General features: G+C 49.5%; 21 protein-coding genes and 1 pseudogene. 6 read left to right on the top strand and 16 right to left on the bottom strand.

The features are described 5' to 3' along the window. Nucleotides 1-37: 37 nt before the first annotated feature. From queG to C1I60_RS09820, 4 genes are all read right to left on the bottom strand, one after another. The gene (gene queG / locus C1I60_RS09835; RefSeq protein WP_137061544.1) at nucleotides 38-1,771 is read right to left on the bottom strand and encodes a tRNA epoxyqueuosine(34) reductase QueG; all 1,734 of its coding nucleotides are present in this window, start codon (nucleotides 1,769-1,771) and stop codon (nucleotides 38-40) included. An 89-nt stretch (nucleotides 1,772-1,860) separates the two neighbouring features. Further along, nucleotides 1,861-2,298: a ribonuclease HI gene (gene rnhA / locus C1I60_RS09830; RefSeq protein WP_025681918.1), complete on the bottom strand. Its 438-nt coding sequence runs from the start codon at nucleotides 2,296-2,298 to the stop codon at nucleotides 1,861-1,863. A gap of 100 nt (nucleotides 2,299-2,398) precedes the next feature. Beyond that, the gene (gene lepB, locus C1I60_RS09825) at nucleotides 2,399-2,983 is read right to left on the bottom strand and encodes a signal peptidase I (protein WP_137061543.1); all 585 of its coding nucleotides are present in this window, start codon (nucleotides 2,981-2,983) and stop codon (nucleotides 2,399-2,401) included. A 130-nt stretch (nucleotides 2,984-3,113) separates the two neighbouring features. Continuing rightward, complete coding sequence (locus C1I60_RS09820) at nucleotides 3,114-3,539, bottom strand: GNAT family N-acetyltransferase (protein ID WP_137061542.1); 426 nt, start codon at nucleotides 3,537-3,539, stop codon at nucleotides 3,114-3,116. A gap of 311 nt (nucleotides 3,540-3,850) precedes the next feature. On the opposite strand from C1I60_RS09820, the gene C1I60_RS26300 reads away from it, so the two are divergent. After that, entirely contained in the window at nucleotides 3,851-3,985 is a 135-nt protein-coding gene (locus C1I60_RS26300; protein ID WP_353505566.1) for a Cas8a1 family CRISPR/Cas system-associated protein, read from the top strand. 80 nt (nucleotides 3,986-4,065) lie between these two features. Then, complete coding sequence (locus tag C1I60_RS09815) at nucleotides 4,066-4,680, top strand: superoxide dismutase (RefSeq protein ID WP_137061541.1); 615 nt, start codon at nucleotides 4,066-4,068, stop codon at nucleotides 4,678-4,680. A gap of 80 nt (nucleotides 4,681-4,760) precedes the next feature. Here C1I60_RS09815 and C1I60_RS09810 read toward each other — a convergent pair whose 3' ends face one another. Continuing rightward, nucleotides 4,761-5,684 carry an AraC family transcriptional regulator gene (locus C1I60_RS09810; protein ID WP_252361654.1) on the bottom strand — a complete coding sequence of 308 codons (924 nt, stop codon included), beginning with the start codon at nucleotides 5,682-5,684 and terminating at the stop codon, nucleotides 4,761-4,763. A 238-nt stretch (nucleotides 5,685-5,922) separates the two neighbouring features. Here C1I60_RS09810 and yiaY point away from each other — a divergent pair, with 238 nt between their 5' ends. Continuing rightward, nucleotides 5,923-7,077, top strand: coding sequence for an L-threonine dehydrogenase (yiaY, locus tag C1I60_RS09805; protein WP_137061540.1), 1,155 nt, complete (start codon nucleotides 5,923-5,925; stop codon nucleotides 7,075-7,077). A gap of 136 nt (nucleotides 7,078-7,213) precedes the next feature. On the opposite strand, the gene mutY is transcribed toward yiaY, so the two are convergent. Together mutY and acpS are read right to left on the bottom strand one after the other, a co-directional pair. After that, a complete protein-coding gene (gene mutY / locus C1I60_RS09800) occupies nucleotides 7,214-8,449 on the bottom strand; it encodes an A/G-specific adenine glycosylase (RefSeq protein WP_137061539.1) in 1,236 nt (411 codons plus the stop codon). A 4-nt stretch (nucleotides 8,450-8,453) separates the two neighbouring features. Further along, nucleotides 8,454-8,858, bottom strand: a complete 405-nt coding sequence (gene acpS, locus C1I60_RS09795; protein ID WP_137061538.1) for a holo-ACP synthase — start codon at nucleotides 8,856-8,858, stop codon at nucleotides 8,454-8,456. 179 nt (nucleotides 8,859-9,037) lie between these two features. On the opposite strand from acpS, the gene C1I60_RS09790 reads away from it, so the two are divergent. Then, entirely contained in the window at nucleotides 9,038-9,853 is an 816-nt protein-coding gene (locus C1I60_RS09790) for an alpha/beta hydrolase family protein (protein ID WP_137061537.1), read from the top strand. 84 nt (nucleotides 9,854-9,937) lie between these two features. Here the strand turns inward: C1I60_RS09790 and nadE are convergent, their stop codons facing one another. The 3 genes from nadE to C1I60_RS09775 form a co-directional block, all read right to left on the bottom strand. Continuing rightward, entirely contained in the window at nucleotides 9,938-10,747 is an 810-nt protein-coding gene (gene nadE / locus C1I60_RS09785) for an NAD(+) synthase (RefSeq protein ID WP_137061536.1), read from the bottom strand. Between the two features lie 101 nt (nucleotides 10,748-10,848). Continuing rightward, the gene (locus C1I60_RS09780) at nucleotides 10,849-11,283 is read right to left on the bottom strand and encodes a BrxA/BrxB family bacilliredoxin (protein WP_044646128.1); all 435 of its coding nucleotides are present in this window, start codon (nucleotides 11,281-11,283) and stop codon (nucleotides 10,849-10,851) included. A 148-nt stretch (nucleotides 11,284-11,431) separates the two neighbouring features. After that, nucleotides 11,432-13,165 carry a two-component system sensor histidine kinase NtrB gene (locus C1I60_RS09775; protein WP_137061535.1) on the bottom strand — a complete coding sequence of 578 codons (1,734 nt, stop codon included), beginning with the start codon at nucleotides 13,163-13,165 and terminating at the stop codon, nucleotides 11,432-11,434. A 293-nt stretch (nucleotides 13,166-13,458) separates the two neighbouring features. Between C1I60_RS09775 and C1I60_RS09770 the strand changes: the two genes are divergently transcribed. Next, on the top strand, nucleotides 13,459-14,724 hold the full coding sequence (locus tag C1I60_RS09770) for a BaiN/RdsA family NAD(P)/FAD-dependent oxidoreductase (protein ID WP_137061534.1): 1,266 nt from the start codon (nucleotides 13,459-13,461) through the stop codon (nucleotides 14,722-14,724). 132 nt (nucleotides 14,725-14,856) lie between these two features. Here the strand turns inward: C1I60_RS09770 and C1I60_RS09765 are convergent, their stop codons facing one another. Together C1I60_RS09765 and C1I60_RS09755 are read right to left on the bottom strand one after the other, a co-directional pair. Further along, a complete protein-coding gene (locus tag C1I60_RS09765; protein WP_137061601.1) occupies nucleotides 14,857-16,527 on the bottom strand; it encodes a ribonuclease J in 1,671 nt (556 codons plus the stop codon). Nucleotides 16,528-16,975: 448 nt separating this feature from the next. Next, nucleotides 16,976-17,410, bottom strand: a complete 435-nt coding sequence (locus C1I60_RS09755; RefSeq protein WP_137061533.1) for a hypothetical protein — start codon at nucleotides 17,408-17,410, stop codon at nucleotides 16,976-16,978. Nucleotides 17,411-17,687: 277 nt separating this feature from the next. On the opposite strand from C1I60_RS09755, the gene C1I60_RS09750 reads away from it, so the two are divergent. Further along, complete coding sequence (locus tag C1I60_RS09750; RefSeq protein ID WP_014279758.1) at nucleotides 17,688-18,152, top strand: MarR family winged helix-turn-helix transcriptional regulator; 465 nt, start codon at nucleotides 17,688-17,690, stop codon at nucleotides 18,150-18,152. Nucleotides 18,153-18,367: 215 nt separating this feature from the next. Here the strand turns inward: C1I60_RS09750 and C1I60_RS09745 are convergent, their stop codons facing one another. The 4 genes and pseudogenes from C1I60_RS09745 to C1I60_RS25515 all read right to left on the bottom strand — a co-directional run. Continuing rightward, the gene (locus C1I60_RS09745) at nucleotides 18,368-19,882 is read right to left on the bottom strand and encodes an MDR family MFS transporter (protein WP_137061532.1); all 1,515 of its coding nucleotides are present in this window, start codon (nucleotides 19,880-19,882) and stop codon (nucleotides 18,368-18,370) included. 171 nt (nucleotides 19,883-20,053) lie between these two features. Beyond that, a pseudogene (locus tag C1I60_RS26430) lies at nucleotides 20,054-21,542 on the bottom strand (ABC transporter ATP-binding protein). Nucleotides 21,543-21,582: 40 nt separating this feature from the next. Further along, entirely contained in the window at nucleotides 21,583-22,173 is a 591-nt protein-coding gene (locus tag C1I60_RS09735; protein ID WP_137061531.1) for an ECF transporter S component, read from the bottom strand. A 126-nt stretch (nucleotides 22,174-22,299) separates the two neighbouring features. Next, nucleotides 22,300-22,534, bottom strand: a 235-nt coding sequence (locus C1I60_RS25515; RefSeq protein ID WP_252361653.1) for an energy-coupling factor transporter transmembrane component T, incomplete at its 5' end; no start/stop codon positions are given.

Here is a 22,534-nt window from a genome sequence, read left to right as displayed (position 1 = left end):
GGACAGCTAGCAAATCACAATTTGCAAACGTATGTCCTCATTCCTTCTCCAAATCCAGCAGCTTCATCTTGGTCGGCAGACCCCCGGCATATCCAACCAAACTCCCGTTTGCACCCGATACCCGGTGACATGGAATCAGAATGGGCAACGGATTTTTGTTGTTCGCTCCTCCGACCGCACGTACCGCCTTGGCTCTGCCAATTGACTCCGCGACATCCTTGTAGGACACGCTTTGCCCATACGGAATATTTTGAAGCGCACGCCATACCTGCTCCTGAAAAGGGGTGCCCCTCAAATCATAGGCCACAGTGAAATCCCGTCGTTTCCCGGCAAAATATTCACGCAGTTGATCCGCAGCCTCGCGCAGCTTTTCCGGCTCCTGCACATAGACATATTCCCCGATCCATGTACGTGCCCATTGCTGAAGCAGCGCCTCCTTCGCATGAAAAACGCCAAAATCAATCCGGCATAGCCCCCGGTCCGTTGCACACAGCGTCAAAATACCTATAGGTGTCTCTATTTCATCATAATAAATCGTAGTCGGTCCCTGCGGTCCTTGAACCGTTACTTCTGAGACCTGTTGCTGCTCAGCCTGTTCTCGTTCCTCAAGTTTGGAATGCGCCTGCGCGACCATTTCACGTACTTGCTCATGTTGTTCCTTCTCAGATGCTTGCTTGATCGCTGTCATTGCATTTCCCCCTCCTATTCGGCCCAAAGCCCATGCCGCCGTGCCTCGAAGCTCAGGTCGCGGATCATCCAGCAGAACCTCTGTCAGCTTGGGCACGGCGCTAATATCCTTGAAATTGCCGAGCGCAATAACTGCATTGCGCTGAATCGGCTTCTTTCCCCGCCAGGCTGCCGCACTTTGACCAAATCTCTCTTTGAATTCACGATTGCTCAACTCCAGCAACGGCAGCAGCAATGGCTTCACAATTTCGGGATCGGGTGTAAGCTCAGGATGATGATCCCAGTTGAGGCCCCGATTTTTGGGACATACGATTTGGCAGGTATCACATCCGTACAACCGGTTCCCGATTTTCAGCATAAATTCCTCATCCAGAAAGCCTTTCGTTTGCGTCAAAAAGGACACACATCGCTGGGCATTGAGCTGCCCCGGCCCGACAAGCGCACCCGTAGGGCACGCATCCAGGCATTTGGTACACTCCCCGCAACCGTCCGTCACCGGCTCATCCGGCTGAAAAGGGATATTCGTCAGCAGCTCACCAAGATAAATCCATGATCCCAGTGTCGGTGAAATCATCATCGTGTTTTTGCCGCTAAAGCCAATACCCGCCCGTTCCGCAACAGCCCGGTCTGATAGCTCCCCGGTATCCACCATGTTTTTCATAATCGCGTCGGGAACCCGTTCACCTATAAAAGCCTCCAGCTTTTCCATCGCCTCGCGCAGCACCATGTGGTAGTCCTTACCCCAGGCGGAACGCGCCAAGATGCCACGGTACTTGCCTTTATCCGACTTCGGCGGGTCCTTCATTTTGGAAGGATAAGCCACCGCAATGGCAATCAAGGATGCAGGCTGCGAACCGTAGAGCTCCGGGTAGATCCGTTTATCAATGTCCGGCTCCTCAAAACCGGATTCATAGCCTTTGGCGCGATGCTCCTCCAATATTGCTTTCAGAGACAGAAAGGGATCGGCGGATGCGAACCCGATGGAGTCGATGCCCAGCCCCGGAGCGGCTTCGATAATCTCCTGCTTGAGCGAGGCCCAAACCAAAGCGGTTCCGGCAGCCGTTGGTGTCTGTCCGCGTTGCATCCGATACTCACCTCTCTTTCATATCACTTATATGAGGTTTTTTGCAAAATCCTCATATCTCAAATTTCAACAGATTAGTTCAGCAGATGCTACCGTAAATTTTTAACAGCGCTGGTCGCCAAAAAATCACAGTGATTGTTCAGCTCGTTGTCACTGTGACCTTTGACCTTCACATACTCTACCTCATGCTTGCTCATCAGTTCCCACAGTTCTTCCCATAACTCCTTGTTTTCAACGGGCTGATTTTTACTGTTACGCCAACCGTTACGAAGCCAATTCTTAATCCAGCCCTGTTTGAAGCAGTTTACGACATAGGCGGAGTCACTGTGCACCTTGACATGGCAAGGCTCCTTGAGCAGCTTGAGCGCTTCAATCACGGCCTTTATCTCCATACGATTGTTTGTCGTCATTTTTTCGGCCCCGGACAGCTCCTTGCGATGCTCTCCATATAGCAAAACGACGCCCCAGCCCCCAGGGCCGGGATTGCCCGAACAAGCGCCGTCGGTATATACCATCACTTCTTTCATACTTCTCTTCCTTTCCTGATCGGTCACCGCCTGCCCCGTCATGGTCCTGACGATTGGCACGCGTTCCGCATTGATTTTTAGCATACAGACTATACTTTCTCTACAGCCACTTCCACTCGGATAACGGCCAAAATACAAGCTCCGCACGCCCCAGCAAATCCTGAGATTTAATGCTGCCAAAATATCGGCTGTCCTTGCTGCCCTCGGCGTGTCGGTTATCGCCCATGACAAAAAAGTGTCCCGGCTCCACTGTAAAAGGACCGTAATCACCATCCTCAATCTCTGAGTCGGTGTAAGGCTCATTTTGCAGCTCGCCGTTCACATATAAATGATTATGCTCAACCCGGATTACATCCCCGGGAGTACCTATGACTCTTTTCACTAAAAATCTCGGGCTGGACGGCTTGGAGTCGGGATCCTGTAGGATCACGATGTCCCCCCTGCCTGGATCATGAAAATTGTAAACCAGCTTGTTAACGAACAAATGCTGACTTTCCATCAGCGTCGGCTGCATGGAATGTCCCCTGACCGTAGACAAATTAAACACGAACAGGTTCAGCAGCAGCAAGACGGTCATCGCGATCAGAAGAGTCACCAGCCAATCGCGTATATAACTCCAACGACCAGTATGCTTGGACGTTTCCGGCGTAGGAAGCGGGCCTGACGAAGGAGCCAGTGTGTCCATATTAAACCTCCTCAACCCTGTTATAAATAGAAAAGCATATCCCGTACCCGATTGCAACGGTTACTCAGATATGCTTTAAATGGAAGTATTAGCTTTGAAAATATTCGATTCTCTTTATATCCATTGCTGATTAATGAGGAGCCAAAATACTGAGCTGCTGAAAAGCCTGCAAAATCTGGTTTGCCCCATAACCCATCGCTTCATACAAAGGCATGGCTGCGCTGTTGTGCTTGTCTCCGGCTACCCAGATGCGACTAACCTTACGTTGCTGAAAACGCTGCTCCATGAACTCCACAAGCGATTTGCCAATTCCCATCCGACGATGATCCGGGTGAATAGCAATACGATAATAACAACCCTGATTCTGATCAATCGTGCCAATCAGGGCGCCAACCAGCTCATCATCCTCTTCTGCAACAACGATCAAGCCGGAATCCCACGAAAGCTGACGGGCAAAAGCACCCACCGTCTCTTTGTAGCACTCCTCAGACAAGGCAACCTGCATGAGTCCCATTACTGGATTCACATCACTCAATTGAAAGGAACGAACGTGCATAAGTAATATCTCCCTTTTCGTAAGCTTAATAAAACAAATTGAGACAGCACCGTCATTTTTACATAAATCCTTAAAGTTGTTAGCATAGTGTTAATCACAAGGCATTATGATAAAAATGCAAACGATCTGCTATATATGAATTGAAGAACAGGAAAAGGGTGAATTCCCTCAAATTCGTCATATCCGCAGACATGACAAGATATAGCAGTCGACAAAAAAGCCGAAATTTCTGCTTCCTTGAACATTAAACCACACTTTTAGAAGGAATACATCCCTTTTTCTCATGTAAGCGCTATATATGAAGCGTTTACATTTTTGGGCAGCATAATTTTCCTCTTATTACCTATACATCATGTATTCCAAGCGGGTTTTTGGACATGATAGCTACCAGGTCGTATTGCCCAGTTTGCTATTTTACAAACAAAAATGTTGATAAAATAGCCTGAATGCGGTTTAATATAACTGTAGAGGGTATTATTACATAGGAATACCTTACCCAAACCATATAATCAGGAGGGATTTTACAATGGCATTTCAATTACCAGAACTTCCTTACGCGAAAGACGCACTGGAGCCGCACATTGATGCGCTGACAGTAGAAATTCACCATGATCGTCACCATAACACATATGTAACAAACCTGAACGCAGCTCTGGAAAGCGCTCCTGAACTGCAAAGCAAAAGCCTGGAGGATCTGATCTCCAATCTGGACAGCGTTCCTGAAAGCATCCGCCCTGCGGTTCGCAATAACGGTGGTGGGCACCACAACCACAGCCTGTTCTGGGAAGTTATTGGCCCTAACGGCGGCGGACAACCAACTGGCGCTATTGCTGAAGCAATCAGCAACGAGTTGGGCGGCTATGACAAATTCAAAGAAGATTTTACCAAAGCAGCTACAACACGCTTTGGTAGTGGTTGGGCTTGGCTGGTTGTCGGCAAAGACGGCAAACTGGCAATCACCAGCACTCCTAACCAAGACAGCCCACTCTCCGAAGGTCTGACTCCGGTACTTGGACTGGACGTTTGGGAGCATGCTTACTACCTGAAATATCAAAACAAACGCCCGGATTACATTGCAGCATTCTACAATGTCATCAACTGGGATGAAGTGAACAAACGTTACGCAGCAGCGAAAAAATAAGCTGGTAACTCTATATCTGTAAAAAAAGCCAAGCGGCGATTCCACGGTTACTGTGGAATCGCCGCTTTACTTTTTTTACATTACGTAACCACAACTTGGCGCTGCACACTCATCTGATATTGCTTGGGTGTAACCCCGTACTTTTTCTTAAAAAGACCGATAAAATAGGAAACGCTCTCATAATTCAAATCAAAAGCGACCTCTGTCACGTTCCGGTGCTGGAGCCATTGCTTGGCGAGCTGCATTTTTTGATTCGTAATATAGTCGAGCGGGGTTAATCCTGTTATTTTTTTAAACTGATTCGTGAAATTCGCATGTGACATATTATAGTTATCCGCCAGATCCTTCACATACCTGATCCCAGGCAACTGCTCCTGAATATCCCGGATTGCCCGAAACACAGGATGCCGATGGTTCGTAAGCAGATTCTGCTCAAGCACCTGCATCTGTAGCAGATGATAGGCCATTTCCTGAGCGCTCAGATCAATCAGGAAATTTTTTCTTTCGGCGGGATGTGCCATATATTGCTTGATCCGCTCCATAGATGCGGTAAGTGAATTCGCCTTTTCGTTCAGCTCGCAGCGAACCACCGCATGAGTCGGGGAACTCTCCGGGACCTGAAATTCCTCCTCTACCACGTTCCTTAACCGTTCCATCAACTGATCGCTTAATTCAAAGACCAGTGCCTTGGTTTGTTCTTTGATCTTCATTTCTACGCTGGACTGAGGAGGAAGCAGGATAATCTCCTGAGAATCGTATTCAAAACGCTCCATTTCATTAATTTTGACTTCTTTTCTCCCCTCCAAAATCGTACACAGCTTTGGGCATTCATATGAAGCATATTTCTCGTAATAATTTTCTGGGAGATCATAATACAAAATTCTGATCAGCTCGGTTTCATATCCATATTGCAGCTCACTATAACGATTAAAGTCGCCTAAAGTTTTGGAATGCTCCATCGTTTCACCCTTCAGCAGTTGCATAATTCGATTCCAGTCGCTCATGGATACAATATATAGGCGGACAGAATCATTCCGATCTTTATATTGCTGATTGAAGGCCGCTCCCTGGATTTATGCAAAATGCTCCCTTTTAAAAATCACGATATTTTATAATAAAATGCGTTAGTTCCCGCCAATATAGGGCAGTATGATAAGGATATAAGGATGGTTGAAAGATCCTTTTATTCCATCATTATACCTTGATTTACCTCAAAATAATAACAAAGGTGGATGCATATTTATGACGGGAACCTCCAAATTCATGATGCCGGGTATGAGTCTTATGGGCTCGGGTGCATTGGCGGATGCAGGTACAGAAATCGGAAAATTGGGCTTTAAAAATGCATTGATCGTAACCGATAAGCCTTTAGTTGATATTGGAATTGCGAAAAAGGTAACAAGCATGTTAGACAGTCTAAACGTAAAATCCGTCGTATACAGCGGCACTCAACCGAATCCCACGGTTTCAAATGTAAATGAGGGTTTGGAGCTGTTGAACCAATCCGGGTGCGACTTTATTATTTCGCTCGGAGGCGGGTCACCGCATGACTGTGCCAAGGGAATCGCGCTTTTGGCCTCCAACGGCGGACAGATCGGGGACTACGAAGGCGTGGATAAATCCGAGAAGCCTTCCTTCCCTCTGATTGCCATTAACACCACGGCAGGAACAGCTAGTGAAATGACTATGTTTTGTATAATTACGGATGAAGAGCGTCATATCAAAATGGCGATTGTTGACAAGCACACGACACCACTCATTGCCGTCAATGATCCTGATCTGATGATGGCTATGCCCAAGTCATTAACTGCCGCAACAGGGATGGATGCGCTCACTCACTCTATTGAAGCTTATGTTTCCACCAATGCCACACCGATCACGGATGCTTGCGCGCTTAAAGCCATTGAGCTGATTCGGGATTATCTGGTCAAAGCCGTGGATGACGGAAACGATGTGGAAGCCCGTAGCCAAATGGCCTACGCCGAGTTCCTCGCAGGGATGGCCTTCAATAACGCCGGATTGGGCTTTGTTCACGCCATGGCACATCAACTGGGTGGCTTCTATAATCTGCCGCATGGGGTCTGTAACGCCATTTTGCTGCCGCATGTAGAGCGCTATAACGCCAAGGCTTCCGCCGAACGACTCACCGATATTGCCCGTACACTTGGCGAAAAAACGGACGGTGTTACACCGGAGCAAGGTGCCAGCCTAGCCCTGCACGCCATTGAAAAGCTGGCTAAACGGGTCAACATCCCTTCCGGGCTAGAAGAACTCGGCGTCAAGCGAGAAGATTTCGCTGTTCTCGCCGCCAACGCACTCAAGGATGCTTGCGGTGTAACCAATCCGATTCAACCTACGCAGCAAGAAGTGATCGACATTTTTGAACAGGCGATGTAGATAGAGGCATAGCCTAAAACCCGGCTACGACTATGGATAGGTATTACCTATACGCATCGTTATTTAAATGAGATGTCAGGCTGAATAAAAAAAGAACAAAAAAAGCTGTCGGGACTTCTCCCGACAGCTTGGGGACCTACACCAAGGTCCCTTTTTGCTTCGCAAAATATTCGGTGATCAGATCGAGGAACACCTTGGGAAACGCCAAGGTGTTCATATCGGCCTCGCTGATCCAGCGGTACCCCGTAGGCAGCGCCACGCGCTCCTCCTGCTCCGCCAGCGCAAGCAGCGCACCCGGCTTCGCACCGTCGGTGTTGTAGCCTGCCCGCTGCTCGGCAGCCAGCGACTGTCCGCCAGCCTCTCCAGCAGAGCTGGCGACCTCTTCACACTGGAACACACGCAGGTTCCAGTGAATGTGGCTGAACGTGTGCTCCGCCTCACGTACGAACCGCACCGGACGCGCGAGCACGCCCTCCGCCAGCAAATGACCCGCCAGGTGATCCATGGCTGGCTCATCCGGCACCGGGCCGTTGTAGCCCTCCGGCCCGACAAGCTCGTGCGGCAGCTCCCACATGCGGGCCAGCAGGCCCTTGGCCGGGCGTTGACGCACGAGCAGGCGGCCTGCGTTCGCGCCGCTGCCCTCGATGAGGGCGACGGAACGCGGCTCCAGCCGCGGCGGCTTCGCCTTCGTCTTGACCGGCAGCGTCTCCTCGCGGCCTGCCAATCGGCCTGAGCAATGCTCCATGACCGAGCAGGTCAGGCACTGGGGCGACTTCGGCGTGCAGACCAGCGCACCCAGCTCCATTAGTGCCTGATTGAAGTCGGAGGCTCTCCCTTCAGGGATCAGTTCCCGCACCAGACTTTCCATATGTGCTCGCGTGCTGCCCTTCATGATATCCTCTTCAATCAAGAAATAGCGCGACAGCACCCGCATCACATTCCCATCCACAGCAGGCTCTGGCCGATTGAAGGCAATGCTCATAATCGCTCCCGTCGTATACGGGCCTACGCCTTTCAGAGCGGCGACAGCCTGCGTATCATCCGGTACTTCCCCACCGTGAAGCTCAACCACTTGTTTCGCGGCCGTTTGCAAATTCCTGGCTCGGGAATAATATCCCAGCCCTTCCCACAGCTTAAGTACATCCTCCTCGGGCGCTTCCGCCAGCGCCTCAATCGTCGGAAACCGTGCAATAAAGCGGTTAAAATACGGAATCACCGTATCGACACGCGTCTGCTGGAGCATAATTTCCGAAATCCAGATATAAAAAGGATTCCGGTGTCGGCGCCACGGCAAATCCCGCTTGCTTCGTGTATACCAATTCAGCAGCTCGAAGCTGAAATAACGTTTTTGTTCCAATGTATGGGTGGTCATCACATCACGTCTCCTTATATTCAACAATCACAAAAGCAGAGGCAATGTTGGGTTGATGTGTAATACTCAGGTGAATGCTGTAATCCGCGCCGCCCGCACCCGGTAGCCCGAGTCTGTGCCACGCAGGGGCAGACAAATAAACCGCTGGCTTGCCCCCAGACTCCGGTAAAATATCCATATCGCCGAACCCGATGATCTGCCCAATTCCGCAGCCGAAGGCTTTCGTTATCGCTTCCTTCGCGGCAAAGCGCCCTGCTACAAACTCCGCCAGCCTGCCCTTTCGCTCCATAGCAAGGTCGCGTTCAGCCGGGGTCAACACCCGATTTAAAAAAGCGTCTGCATGCTTGCCTGCCAATATGTCAGCCATCCGGCTCATTTCCAGCACATCATGTCCGATTCCGTAGATCATTTGGGTATTCCCCGTCCTTTTATACTTTACTTCCCTTATTGTAACAGCGTGTCCACATCATGGCGAGTCGCAAAGCCGTAAAATCAGCACCAAAATATGTTAAAATAAGAAAGGCTATTTGCGAAATGTTGATTTAGCTTATATGCCCATTTAAAATTCCCGTAGAAAGGAAGGATAGGATGTCAGAATCACTCGTTATTGAAGCAGGTACAGATGCGGTAATCAGGGCTTCCTGGTTTCCCTCCAAAAATACAGCCAAAAGCTTACTCGTCATTGCTCATGGCTATAAGGGCTTCAAGGATTGGGGCATGTTCCCCTATATAGCAGAAGCCTTGAGCACAGACAACCATGTCATAACCTTCAACTTTTCACATAACGGCATAGGTGAGGATCTAACGAATTTTACCGAGCTGGAAAAGTTCGCACGGAACACCTACAGCCGGGAACAAGAGGATTTGGACTTATTGCTGACAAATCTGAGAGCACGCCACGAGTTCAGACAACTGCCGTTGTTTCTGTTAGGACACAGCCGAGGTGCGGGAAGCTGCTTCATCTATGCGCTGGATCATCCGGAAGAGGTTTCAGGCGTCATTTCATGGAATGGCGTGACTGACCTGGACCTGTTCACCTTGCCGCAAAAAGAAGAAATGCGGACCAAGGGCCGCAGCTACGTACCCAACGCCAGAACCGGACAGCAGCTTCCGCTGGATCTTGTTATTTTGGAGGATCTGGAGCAAAATCGCCAGCGCTTTGCCATCGTGGACAGGCTTAAAGACAGCCAACTGCCTGCCGTACTCATTCAAGGTACGGATGATTCCAAACGCCTGCGTGAAGGCTCTGCCCTGCTTACCTCAGTTCGTCCCGATATTGAGTGGGTACAAATTCAAGGGGGCAATCATACCTTCAATACTGTTCATCCGTTCCAGGGAAGCAGCCTTCCGCTGGATCAGGCGATTACCGAAACCCGCCGCTTCATGGAATGGATCACCAATTAAGCCATAGCCTGCTGTCAATACAAACGGCGATCCGCCGGGCGGATCGCCGCATTATTATTTTACAATTCCATAATTGTTCGCTGCTTAAATGCCTGGAATGCTTGTCCGCTTATGCGCTGTGCGTGTGAAGAAGCTTTCTAGCTTTTCACGTGCCGCCGGGTCAATTTCCTTGCCTTCCAGATAGTCGCTGTTCGCTTCGTAAGAAATACCCAGTTCTTTTTCATCCGTCTGGCCTTCCCACAATCCCGCTGTAGGCGCTTTGTATAAAATGGCCTGCGGAACTCCCAGGTAGCTCGCCAGCAAACGCACCTGACGTTTGTTCAGCGTGCTGAGCGGCGTAATATCAACGGCACCATCACCCCATTTGGTATAAAAGCCTGTGATAGCTTCCGAGGCATGATCTGTACCTACAACGAGCAAATTCAGCTCATTTGCAAGCGCGTACTGAACCACCATACGTGTTCTTGCCTTTACATTCCCTCTCACTTGCGGAGTAATGGAGCGCTCAAGACCAATATCCTTCAACGAATGCTCCACCTCCACGGCAATCTTGTCCACCGCTTCCTGAATGTTCGTTTCCCCTGCATATTTCAGGTCAAACGCTTTGGCTACCGCGTAGCTATGCTCGATATCTTCCTGCTTGCCATACGGCTGAAATACTCCAAGCGTTTTGTACTCTTCGCCTTGCTCCTGCGTCAGCTCATCCGTAGCCTGTTTGCACAAGGCAGCCGCTACGGCACTGTCGATCCCGCCGCTAATGGCGATTAGCAGGCCCTTGCTTCCGGTTTTCGTGACATACGTCTTGAGGAAATCCACACGCTTGCGGACCTCGGCCTCTACGTTAATGGTAGGCTGTACTCCCAATTCAGCAATAATCTGTTCCTGCAAACTCATCAGATAAGCACCTCTTTTTTAGGAATTTCCTTCACAAGCCAACATGCAAAAGCCCCGGCAAGTTTCGCAAGCGAAAAATGCGGGGCCTAGCTTGAGCAGTATTACCGGCAAAAACGGTCAAATGCACTGGTCAAATCAGCAGCGATTTGGTCTGCCGAACGATCCTCCACCTGATGACGCTCGATGAAGTGAACCAGTTCGCCGTCCTTCAACAGCGCGATCGAAGGAGAAGATGGCGGATATGGTGCGAAAAATTCGCGTGCCTTCGCCGTTGCTTCCTTATCCTGACCAGCAAAAACCGTGTACAGATGATCCGGTGTAATATCATGCTTCAGCGCTTCGGCTACACCCGGACGGCATTGACCTGCGGCACAACCGCACACCGAGTTCACAACGACCAGCACTGTGCCTTTGGCATCAGGCAGCTTGGCCTCCACATCTTCCGGAGTACGCAGCTCCTGAATTCCGAGACTTGTCAGTTCTTCGCGCATCGGCTGAACAGAATCTCTCATATATTGATCAAAAGACATCGACATATTCGTTCACTCCTTTTCGAAAAATCATGTATATTATGTTGCTTCATTTCAGCCTCTGCCGTGTGAAAGACATGGACATCTAATCTTTATTATACAATCTTTTTCACGCAATTTGCAAAAATCCAGATATATATTTGTACAATTATTTCTATATGGAATTCATGGAGGGTGATTCAGAATGATCCCTGTGAGTTGGAATGGTTCTGCGCAATCGAACTTTAAACTGCGTTCCCATTCCCTCCACCGAATCTACGGCAATCGTACCGTGATGACGCTCTACAATACTTTGGCATAAGGCCAGGCCCAGACCTGTACCTTTCGTTTTGGTCGTGTAAAAAGGCTGGAACAGCTTTTCAAGCTGATTTTGCGGAATACCGGGACCCGTGTCCTTCACTTCCAGCTCCACAAAATCGCCCTCTTCATGCGTTGAAATCGTCAGCACACCTTTATCCCCCATAGCCTCCATCGCATTACGCGACAGATTGAGCAGCAATTGCTTCATTTCCTTAGAGTTCAAATGCAACATTGCGACATGATCCTCCAGCTTCAGCTCGATCGTCTGTCCTCTCAGATTGGCATCTGCCCACAGCAGAGGAGTGAGTTCACGGATAATATCATGCAGATGGCATTGCTCCTTCTCGACAATCCGGTTTTGGGCAAGTGACAGAAAATCGTTAATAATTCCATTCGCCCGGTCCAGCTCCTCCATCACAATACGATAATAGTGACCGAGGGAATCGGGACTCTTTTCGCGCATGAGCTGTAAAAATCCTCGCACAACCGCCATCGGATTGCGTATTTCATGAGTAATGCCCGCCGCCATCTGTCCGACCAGACTAAGCCTCTCGAAATTGCCCAGCTCGCTGCGCAGTGTCTCCAGCTCTGTAATGTCCTGTAAGGCGATAATGACACCTGTCGTTCGGCTTACATGTTTATCATGAATGGGAAGGAAGCTTGAGAAAAATACTTTGGGAGGCACATTTATAAAATCAGCACCCGCCTCTCCTTCAAGGGCCTTCGCAACCCGTTCATTGACCACTGGTGCAGTGCTTAAACCAAACAGCGTTGTCAAAGGACGCCCCACCACCTCAGGAAGCGTAATAAACGGATCGACGTCCCGATAGAGTTCCAGCATCGTTTTGTTCATATGTATAACCCGTTCTTCGCTGTCCAGAGTGACTAGAGCTAACGGCATCAGATCCATAACTTGACGCAGCTTATCGGCTTCAATTAGATATTTGCTCGTAAACTCGGTCACATCCCGCCGCAACGCCAGCTTTTCGAAGGCATTTCGCATCAGACTGACGACCAAAAAGCTTGCCAGCACACCTGCTGCAATGTTCCAAAGCGTCGTAAGGAGATCAGGAACATATACCCAAACATCCTGTTTGCCCCACAGTAGCGAGAAAATCGCCTTAAGCAGCAAATCAGCCGCAACATAGGCAGAAATAAGAAGTTTTTTGTCCAATAATGTTCCTCTTTGAAAGAACTTGACGTGCAGCAGCATAAAAGGAAAAAGAATAAAACCCGTACCCACATACATTGGCGACATTGCCGTAGACTGGGCTATAATCAGAACACTAACCAGCGCAGAAGCGGCAAGAATACATGCTGTGCGCCGTCTGCCGTACATGATGCCAACAGCGAGGGGGATAATCCCCAGATTGGAAGGTAGGCCATAAGGAGGCTGATATTGAAAGAGCGAACATAGCAATATGGCTGGCAAGCAGCACCAAAAAAGGATCCTTTGATTAGATGCGGAAAGCAGATTGCCACCCCAAACCTTTTTCTTATCCCCATAATCCGTTAATATAGAGAAAAAACCCGCAGGCATCACGGCAAGGAGAACTTGAAGCATACTTTCCTTCAACGCAATTAACAAGGACTTCTCCCCCTCATCATCTTTCCTTGACGCCGTTAGTTGAATTAAAGCACAGGCTACAATATATTACAATATATGTGTTAAAATCCCGGTATAGAACGACAAATTCTGCGAAACATAGATTAATAGAAGATGACGTCTTTACGTGAATACCCAAGCATGTGATAGGGTATATCCTTATACAGAAATACAGCGATAATGTGTATCTAAGGTAACGGTATTACGATATGGTGAAAATCCTGTTAACCTATTTTGAGATTTCGAAAAATTTTTCAACAAAAAGGAAGAGGTTCATGACATACGACGTTATTGTGATTGGAGGCGGCTCAGCCGGATTAATGGCCGCTGCGGCAGCCAGCGGTGAGGGCGCCCAGGTGCTTTTACTCGAAAAAGGAAATAAACTCGGACGAAAGCTGGGTATTTCCGGTGGAGGGCGCTGCAACGTCACGAATGCAAAAGAGCTGGACGAGCTGATCCGGCACATCCCCGGCAATGGACGTTTTCTGCACAGTGCGCTGGCGGCTTTTGGCAACCGGGATATCATCGCCTTTTTTGAACAACTGGGCATAGCCTTAAAGGAAGAAGACAACGGGCGTATGTTTCCGGTGACGGATAAGGCCAAAACAGTTGTCGATGCTTTGGTCAACAAGATTCGTTCTCAAGGAGTCGACATTCGGACGAATTGCCCCGTACAGGAGGTTCTATACAAAGAAGGTCGTACTGCGGGGGTAAGACTGCGTTCCGGGGAAACCCTTCGCAGCCGCAACGTGATTGTAGCGGTTGGCGGCAAGTCCGTCCCTCATACAGGCTCGGAAGGTGACGGCTACGCATGGGCAGAGCAAGCAGGCCATACGATCACCGAGCTGTATCCCACGGAGGTTCCATTAACGTCAGGTGAGACGTTTATCCAGACGAAGGAGCTACAAGGTCTATCTTTGCGCGACATCAGCCTAACCGTGTGGAATGCGAAGCAAAAGAAGGTAATCACCCACGAAGGGGACATGATTTTTACACACTTTGGCCTGTCCGGTCCCTCCGCCTTGCGATGCAGTCAGTTTGTCGTAAAAGGGATGAAAAAGGACAAGACCAGCACGGTACTGCTGACTCTGGATTTGCAGCCTCACAAGCATGCTGATGAAGTCTATCGGGAAACACTGGAGCTGGCGGCAGCCGATGCCAAAAAGGCGATTAAAAACGTGCTCAAGCCCTATTTGCCGGAACGCCTGATTCCGCTGCTGCTCCAGCAAACCGAGCTGCGTGAGGATTTGACGTATGATCATATTCCGAAGCAGCAATGGCAGGAGTTAGCCCATCGAATCAAGGCATTTCCGATTCGGGTGAACGGTACGCTCTCTCTGAAGGAGGCGTTCGTTACCGGAGGCGGTGTAAATTTGAAGGAAATCAATCCAAAAACGATGGAGTCCAAGCTGATGACGGGACTGTTTTTCTGCGGTGAGATTTTGGATATTCACGGGTATACGGGCGGCTATAATATTACCGCAGCGTTTACGACGGGGCATACGGCGGGAACACAGGCGGCTTTAAACGAAATGCTGTAGGAGTGTGGAGACGCTACGCATCCTCGTTTTTTGGGGAGGTAGGAGGGAATTAAAAAGACTTAAATCAGTGGTGTTACTGATTTAAGTCTTTTTTTGGTTAATGGCATAGTGAACACAATCCATGCCAGTTTCCTAAACCTCAATAATGATAGGCAAAATCATGGGTCTTCTCTTGGTCTGACTGTAAATGAACCGGCCAACATCATCTTTTAACATCTGCTTAATCAGACCCCACTGACTCATTTCAATTTCTGTTAACTCGTTCACCGTGGACATGATCGTGTCGTGAATCTGATTCATGAGCTCTTCGGAATCCCTGACATATACAAATCCCCTTGATATAACCTCTGGCGTTGCGAGCATTTGCTTCTCGTTTTTGCTCAACGTCATCACAATAATCAGCATTCCGTCTGAAGAAAGCTTTTTGCGGTCTCGCAGTACAATGTTGCCTACGTCACCTGTTACCAGCCCGTCTACCAGACTATTGCCGGATGGTACTTTGGGCCCCATGGATGCCCTTCCCTCTTCGATTTGAATAGTGTCACCGTTATGGACAATAAATACATTCTCCATGGGAATGCCCACAGACTCTGCTAGCTGACGATGCTGATACAGCATTCTGAATTCACCATGTATGGGAATCAAATACTGGGGTTTCATCAGGGTCATCATTAATTTTAACTCTTCTTGGCTACCATGACCGGATACATGCATCCCTGTGTTGCTGCCTGATCCATAAATAACGTTGGCGCCCAGTACGTACAGGTTGTCAATCACTTGGGCAAGATTCCGTTCATTCCCCGGTATGGCTCCTGCGGCAATGATTACGGTATCACCGGGCAAAATTTCGATTTTTGGATGCATCGAATTGGCTAGCCGGGACAGTGCAGCCATCGGTTCGCCCTGACTTCCTGTACATAAAATGGCGATTTCTTCTGCAGGAAACCGCTCTGTTTCACCCGCCTCGATCAGCAGATCTTCGGGCATGCTTAAGAAGCCCAGTTCCTTAGCCACCGATACCACATTTATCATACTTCGTCCGAGTAAAACCAGTTTGCGTCCTGTTTCCACAGCCGCGTCAATGACTTGTTGGACACGGTTAACATTGGAAGCAAACGTAGAGATAAATACTTGCTGTTTGGCTCTGGCGAATGCGTCTAAAATATGCCCGCCGACCAAACGTTCTGAAGGAGTAAAGCCTGGTCTTTCGGCATTTGTACTTTCGGAAAGAAGCACTTTAACCCCCTGTTGTCCAATTTCGGCCATTCGATGAAGATCTGGAAACGGTCCACTGACGGGAGACATATCGAATTTGAAATCCCCGGTATGAACCACATTTCCTTCTGGTGTCTGAAAAAAGACTCCCAAGCAATCAGGGATGCTGTGGACGGTGGTGAAAAAGGAGGCCTGGATCGTGCCAGTTTGAACGGTTGAATTCGCATCTATAAGATGAAGCTTGGCTTCACGTAAAAGGTTATGCTCCTTTAACTTAATCTTAATCAATTCGATGGTGAGCTTTGTCCCATATACGGGAATATTAATTTGCTTCAGCAAATAAGGAATGCCTCCAATGTGATCCTCATGCCCATGTGTCACGATAAGCGCTCTGACCTTGTCCTTATTTTCCAGTAAATAGGTGACATCCGGCACAATGAGATCAATACCAGGCAAATTTTCGTCAGGAAACTTGGAGCCACAATCTATAACGACAATATCCTGATTGTACTGGATGAAATACATGTTTTTCCCGATTTCATTCACACCGCCTAGAGCAGCAATGAGTAGTCTGTTATCAGCAAGCATCAAGTTTATTTCCTCCTTAGGAAAAAGCTATCCATATTATTCATTTCCCACGTAAACTTATGCACCATACATGTTAAAAAAATGGCACAAAAAGAAACCCTTGTCTCTGAAAGACAGGGGTTCTGTGCTTGATTTATTAAATACCCACCGCTGCCGAAATAGCAGCAAAAATAGCAGCAACTAGCCACAAGATCGGGAATAGCTTGAAGATTACAAAAGCGACTCTCATTCCCTTTGCCTGCTACAACAGGCATATAAGCCTCTTCATAGGCAGGATTCAGTAGCAGGATTTGGGTGTAGACTTCGGCAAAAATTTCGTTCTCACCCATTTTGATCAGCCTGTCATTAAAAAAACTCTAATCCTTTTGTGCACGGAATTAGAGCTCCTTTTTGGATTTAAACAAATCAAAGCACCACTTGGTCGGTTATTACGCTCATTCATGTGAATTCAGATATGGATGCTGCCAGAAAAACCGTCTACATCCTCTTCGGGTTGTTGATCGGAGCTGACATTGTGCTCCTTTGTCGGGCTGCTGTTCGTTGGGGAGGAACCGTTCTTATACGCTTCGCTCCAATCCTCATTGATGATGTGAGCGGGAATCATCCAATCCTCCGAGCGATAACCCGGATTTGGCACCCACACACTTCCTTGCAAGCCAGGAATGTCACCCGAATCAGAAGTGAGATCCCCCCCCTCAATCATGCTGCCCTCATAGGCTTGGCAAATCTCCAGTGCAGACAGTACATCCTGATTCTCAATATGAACACTCAGACCTGTGTCACCGTTTGTGCTGGCGGTGTACCCAATTTCTTTTAATGTTTCACAGGCTTTGGCGGCCTGCTGCGGATCACGAAAATGAAAACGGAAAGAACCCGTATCCATGTGCCTCATCTCCTCTGTTGCATTTATTTGGGGTCTGTAAGATTTATTATTTTTTAATATAACCATCTGGAAAGGTTTTTTTACATTCAAAACCTTTATTTTTCAAAAATTTACTTTAAAGCTTTGAAATTAAATAGTTAAAAAAGCAGCTACTGTGACAAATCGCATGTTCTCATTACGTAAATCCCTTTATGCTAGTAACAAGGGTATGGTTGCCCGGTCATCCAAGCCGAGCGGTCAAAGGATGCCCAAATCCATACATAAAGGCGGAATGAAGATGATAGATTACCGGACACTGGTGACACAGCAATCTATGCATTTGTATAGCGTGTTTGGCAAGTCATTCAAAAGTGTAAACGAGCATGCGGTTGCTGGCATCAAAACGGTGGGCTTTAACCCAACGGCCTTCGCCGTAATGGAAGTTTTATATCACAAGGGTGCGCAGCCGATCCAGCAAATTGGAGCCAAGCTGCTACTGCAAAGCGGAAATGTCACCTATGTTATCGACAAGCTGGAGAGCCGCGGTTATTTGCACCGTCACCCGTGCGACCAGGATCGTCGGATTATATATGCGGAATTGACGGACGAGGGACAACGCGTCATGGACGAAATTTACCCAGACTATACACGTCAGATTGAACGTGCTTTTAGCGGAATCAGCGAAACCGAAAGAGATCAGCTTATCGGATTGCTCAAAAAGCTAGGCCGTAGCGCTGACAACCTGTCACCCTATCACAAATAGTTTTAACCAATCAGCAGTTTTTAAGCATTTAGTTCCTATAATCCGACATTCATAGCAAAGTCCGCCCCATTTTTGTACCTGGAGCGGACTTTTCAGCTTGAATAAATGGGCAAAAATTCATATTTTCCTGTCTCGTGCCATCGCTATACAAGCAATAAACATTCTGTTGGCAAGCGCCACATGTAACAAGGAAACGATCTACGTTTCCTTTATTCCTATGCAGTTCCTCCCTGTGCCGCCTTTGCAGGCTTGCTTGCTTCTTCTTGCGTACCCGGTGGACGGTTCCGAAGTCCGAGAACGACAAACCAGCTAACGATTGCAATAACGACCATGATGATGAACAGGGAATGCAGGCTGTTTTCCAGCACAGAACGGAGCAAGCCGGCAGTCTTGCCACTCAAGCTTTGTGAAGAATGAGGTGCAAGCAGACCGTTAATATCCTCTTGCGTAACCCCCTGCTGTGTAAGCTGTCCGTCTGCTGTCTGGGCAGCAATGCGATAATTCAGCCATGAACCGAAGGCTGCGACACCAATCGTCTGCCCCAATGTGCGCAGGAACGTATTCAATGCTGTAGATGCACCACGCAACTGGAACCCGACCGAAGACTGGGCAATAATCGTAAACACGGTCATGGAGAAGCCAAATCCCAATCCGTACAATAAAGTAGACAGGAACAGCAGCCAGATCGGCGCCGTTTGGCCCATCAAGGTCATCACGAAGGCACCCAATACAATCAGGGTCAGTCCCACTAATGAGGTTCGACGCGAACCCAGAGTCAGCAAAATGCGTCCTCCGATCATGGAGCCGAATAGCCAGCCTACCGACATCGGAGCCAGTGCCAGACCGGACGAAGCAGCATCCCCACCGTGTACGCCTTGAATCCAAAGCGGCAGGTAGCTGGTCAGGCCAATCAGCAGAGAACTCACCAGCAGTGCTGCGGCACAGGAAAAAGCAATGTCCCGTATCCGAAACAGCTTTAGCGGCACCATCGGTTCCTGAGCGCGTTTCTCGATAAACAAAAACAGGATCAGGAATAAAATAGCAACAGCAGCCAAGGCCAGCAATTCAGGAGAAGCCCAGCCGATATACTGTCCGCCCAGCGCCAATACGAGCAACAGGGCTGTCATTCCGATGGTAAAGGTAACAGCTCCCGGCACGTCGATACGTGCGGTACGCTTCGCTACCTGCTCCCGCAGGTAACGAGCGATGAAGAACATTGCAAGCAGTCCAAAAGGGACGTTAAAACCAAAAATCCATTCCCAGCCAAAATAAGTGACCACGTAACCGCCCAGCAAAGGCCCGATTAGGGAAGAAATCCCCCATACCGAGCTGATCATTCCCTGAACTTTGCCGCGTTCCTCCATTTTGTATATATCTCCGATAATGGTAAAGGTAACGGGAATCACGCCGCCCGCTCCAATCCCTTGAATAGCCCGGTACAAAATAAGCTGCTCCATACTACCAGCCAGCATACAAAGCAAAGAACCGAGTACAAACAATGAACAGCCGATCAGAAAAATCGGTTTGCGGCCAAATAAATCGCTAAGCTTGCCGAAAATAGGTGTGGTTACAGCCATCGTCAGCAAATAGGCCGTAAAAATCCAACTGAGTAAATTCACACTGCCCAGTTCACTAACAATAGTCGGTCCGGCAGGACCGATGACGGTTCCCTCAATCGCGGCCAGAAAGGTGGCCAACAGGACACCGGTCAGCACGAGCCCGCGCTTCATGGGTTTATCTTTTCCCAAGCAAATCACAAATCCTTTCCTTATGTAAACTGGTTGCACCTGTGCAATTCGACTGCACAGGATTGGTATTACCCGCACTGCATAATCGTAAACAGGCGGCCTATATAGGCCGCCTGTTTTGTACGATGTATATAAATTATTGTCTACATATACTTAATTTTTGTCAACTGTAATCTCATGATAACTCCACGGTACTCTCCCGCTTGAGCTGCCCCTTTTCCATGTACAGAATATGGCTGGAAAAGCTTTCAGCGAACTGCATATCGTGGGTGATGATCAGGAAAGCTGCACCTTCGGCAGACTGTTCTGCGCACACTCGAAGCAGGATGCTCGCTCCTTCATAATCCGTTCCGGCCGTAGGCTCATCCAAAATGTAAAGCTTTTTGGGCAGAATGAACTGCGCAGCTACGCTCAAGAGCCTTTTTTGACCGCCACTCAGCAGGTACGGAGAGGCATTCAGCCTGTGATCCAGTCGGGCGGCTGTCAGCAATCGCTGTGCCCGTTCCTCATACGCAGCAGGAATCGGCTCGCCAGCCCGTAATCCAAGCTTGATCCGGACGCTGTACAAGCATTCGTCCCACACCGTTGCAGCCGCAAACTGATGCTCCGGCTGCTGGAACACATAGCCGATCCCGGCGGCCAGTTGATGAATCGGCAGCTTCTCCATATCCTGACCCTCCCACCACATACACCCCTTGGGTGCAGGCAGGAGGCCCATCATCAGCTTGCCGAGCGTTGTTTTGCCTGAGCCGTTCTCGCCCAGCAGCACGGCTCGTTCGCCGGGCGCAAGGGCAAGGCTCACGCCTGCCAACGCTGCCCGGCTACTGCCGGGATAGGTGAAGGCCAGTCCCTTCACCTCCAGCAACGGCAGGCCGGGCTTCGCTCCCGGCCCTTGGGGCACGCCTCCCTTCCCTGCGGGAGAGGGCAGCAGCCCCAAGGCGGCTAACTGCGCGCTATGCTCGCGCAGCAGCTTTTCGGGCAGGCCTTGCAGCTGCACAGCCCCGCCCTCCAGCACGATGACGCGCTGCGCTGCACGCGCGGCATCGTCCATGCGGCCGGACACGGTGACCACTGTCCGGCCTGCGGCATGGAGCCGCCGGCATAGCTCGACGAAGTCGCGTCCAGCCGGCGGGTCCAGCTGCGCCGCTGCGTCGTCGAACACGACGAGCGGCGCTTCCAGCGCCAGCACCGCAGCGATAGCGGTGCGCTGGCGCTGGCCTCCCGAGAGGCGACGCACGAAGGAGTCGCGCTCGGGGGCAAGGCCAACGGCCTCCAGCGCAGCCGTCAGGCGCTGCGCTATTTCCGCCGGAGGCACGCGCAGGTTCTCCGGCCCGAAGGCAAGCTCGTCTTCGACGATTCCCTGCACCAGTTGGGCATCCGGGTCCTGAAGCACGACGCCGACGGTAGAGGCGACAGCCGCCAGGTCAGCCGTGTCCGGGTCCAGCCCGTATACGGTCAGCTTCCCGGTCCGTTCACCTTCACCCGAACGGGATAATCCTCCATGGAGAAGCTGGCACAGCGTAGACTTTCCACTTCCGCTGGCCCCGACAATCGCAACATGCTCGCCCACCGCGATGTCCAGCGTCAAGCCACGTATCGCGGGTTCCGTCTGATCATCATACCGATAGCCAAAATCCTTCATGGACACGGCTATTTTACATCCAGAACCATAATCGCTATATTCATTCCGCACGTGAAGCGCGTCCCAGCTCAAAACGTTTTAGCAGTCCTGTCCGACTCAACGCATCACCCAACATCTTGGTCAGCAGACCGCACAATACAATGCCGCTCAGGATGCGCACGACCAGTGTAATCGCCAGCACCTTCCAGCCCCAATGCATATAGCCGAACATATTGGCTGCCACGATAAACCACAACGGAACCATGGCCCCACCTGCCAGCATCAACGAAACGGCATTCCAGCGTCGATAGCGCAGTAAAGCAAATACCAGTTCAGCCACAACCATATAGCAGACCGCAGCCGCGATAATAGAAGCGATTCCGTAGACTGAGCCCATAAAGGACTGCACCACTGCACCGAATGAATAAGCAATTACCGCCGTACCCGGCTTACGAATAATATAATAGGCCAGCAAACCATATATCATGTACAGCCCGACAATGGCGGAAGTGGCGATGGGGCCCCCCAGACTGTTTAATGTTTTGTTAATCATCGACAAATAAACGGTCATGACTCCATTCAACGTTGCCAGCATCGCCATCAGTACAATATCCAGCGTCGTAAATCTTGCAAAAATACGAGATTCCTTCATATGTAATTCTCTATCTCCTCTCCAAATATAAATTTCCACTTTCTAAATGTATTCATACAAGCTCTTATTGTCAACCTTAATTTTTTTATTAAAGTTGACAATAAGGACGAAAAAAGAGGCTGCTCCCTATAAGCTCCACCATAAAACAGCAGTACCTAATACAGCAACCACAGCACATACATAGCCGGAACGACGACGATCCAACATGCGAAGATAAGTCCGGTCTGCATATGCTCCAAAGCCTTTGCCCTCCATCGCCAGCGCCGTCTGCTGAACCCGCCTCACGGCATTCACCAGCACTGCAGCCGTATACCCGCCCCACCAGGATAGCCGGTTCCGCAGTCCTCGCGGCGGTTCCTGT

It is taken from the genome of Paenibacillus terrae, assembly GCF_005217525.1.
Lineage (GTDB): Bacteria > Bacillota > Bacilli > Paenibacillales > Paenibacillaceae > Paenibacillus > Paenibacillus terrae_C.
This window is presented reverse-complemented; position numbering and strand designations above follow the sequence as displayed.

Bases quoted from the DNA above. Each gene is read 5' to 3' on its own strand.
- queG (WP_137061544.1), bottom strand. From the start codon at position 1,771: ATGCAACGCGGACAGACACCAACGGCTGCCGGAACCGCTTTGGTTTGG.
- rnhA (WP_025681918.1), bottom strand. From the start codon at position 2,298: ATGAAAGAAGTGATGGTATATACCGACGGCGCTTGTTCGGGCAATCCC.
- lepB (WP_137061543.1), bottom strand. From the start codon at position 2,983: ATGGACACACTGGCTCCTTCGTCAGGCCCGCTTCCTACGCCGGAAACG.
- C1I60_RS09820 (WP_137061542.1), bottom strand. From the start codon at position 3,539: ATGCACGTTCGTTCCTTTCAATTGAGTGATGTGAATCCAGTAATGGGA.
- C1I60_RS09815 (WP_137061541.1), top strand. From the start codon at position 4,066: ATGGCATTTCAATTACCAGAACTTCCTTACGCGAAAGACGCACTGGAG.
- C1I60_RS09810 (WP_252361654.1), bottom strand. From the start codon at position 5,684: ATGAGCGACTGGAATCGAATTATGCAACTGCTGAAGGGTGAAACGATG.
- yiaY (WP_137061540.1), top strand. From the start codon at position 5,923: ATGACGGGAACCTCCAAATTCATGATGCCGGGTATGAGTCTTATGGGC.
- mutY (WP_137061539.1), bottom strand. From the start codon at position 8,449: ATGACCACCCATACATTGGAACAAAAACGTTATTTCAGCTTCGAGCTG.
- acpS (WP_137061538.1), bottom strand. From the start codon at position 8,858: ATGATCTACGGAATCGGACATGATGTGCTGGAAATGAGCCGGATGGCT.
- C1I60_RS09790 (WP_137061537.1), top strand. From the start codon at position 9,038: ATGTCAGAATCACTCGTTATTGAAGCAGGTACAGATGCGGTAATCAGG.
- nadE (WP_137061536.1), bottom strand. From the start codon at position 10,747: ATGAGTTTGCAGGAACAGATTATTGCTGAATTGGGAGTACAGCCTACC.
- C1I60_RS09780 (WP_044646128.1), bottom strand. From the start codon at position 11,283: ATGTCGATGTCTTTTGATCAATATATGAGAGATTCTGTTCAGCCGATG.
- C1I60_RS09770 (WP_137061534.1), top strand. From the start codon at position 13,459: ATGACATACGACGTTATTGTGATTGGAGGCGGCTCAGCCGGATTAATG.
- C1I60_RS09765 (WP_137061601.1), bottom strand. From the start codon at position 16,527: ATGCTTGCTGATAACAGACTACTCATTGCTGCTCTAGGCGGTGTGAAT.
- C1I60_RS09755 (WP_137061533.1), bottom strand. From the start codon at position 17,410: ATGGATACGGGTTCTTTCCGTTTTCATTTTCGTGATCCGCAGCAGGCC.
- C1I60_RS09750 (WP_014279758.1), top strand. From the start codon at position 17,688: ATGATAGATTACCGGACACTGGTGACACAGCAATCTATGCATTTGTAT.
- C1I60_RS09745 (WP_137061532.1), bottom strand. From the start codon at position 19,882: ATGAAGCGCGGGCTCGTGCTGACCGGTGTCCTGTTGGCCACCTTTCTG.
- C1I60_RS09735 (WP_137061531.1), bottom strand. From the start codon at position 22,173: ATGAAGGAATCTCGTATTTTTGCAAGATTTACGACGCTGGATATTGTA.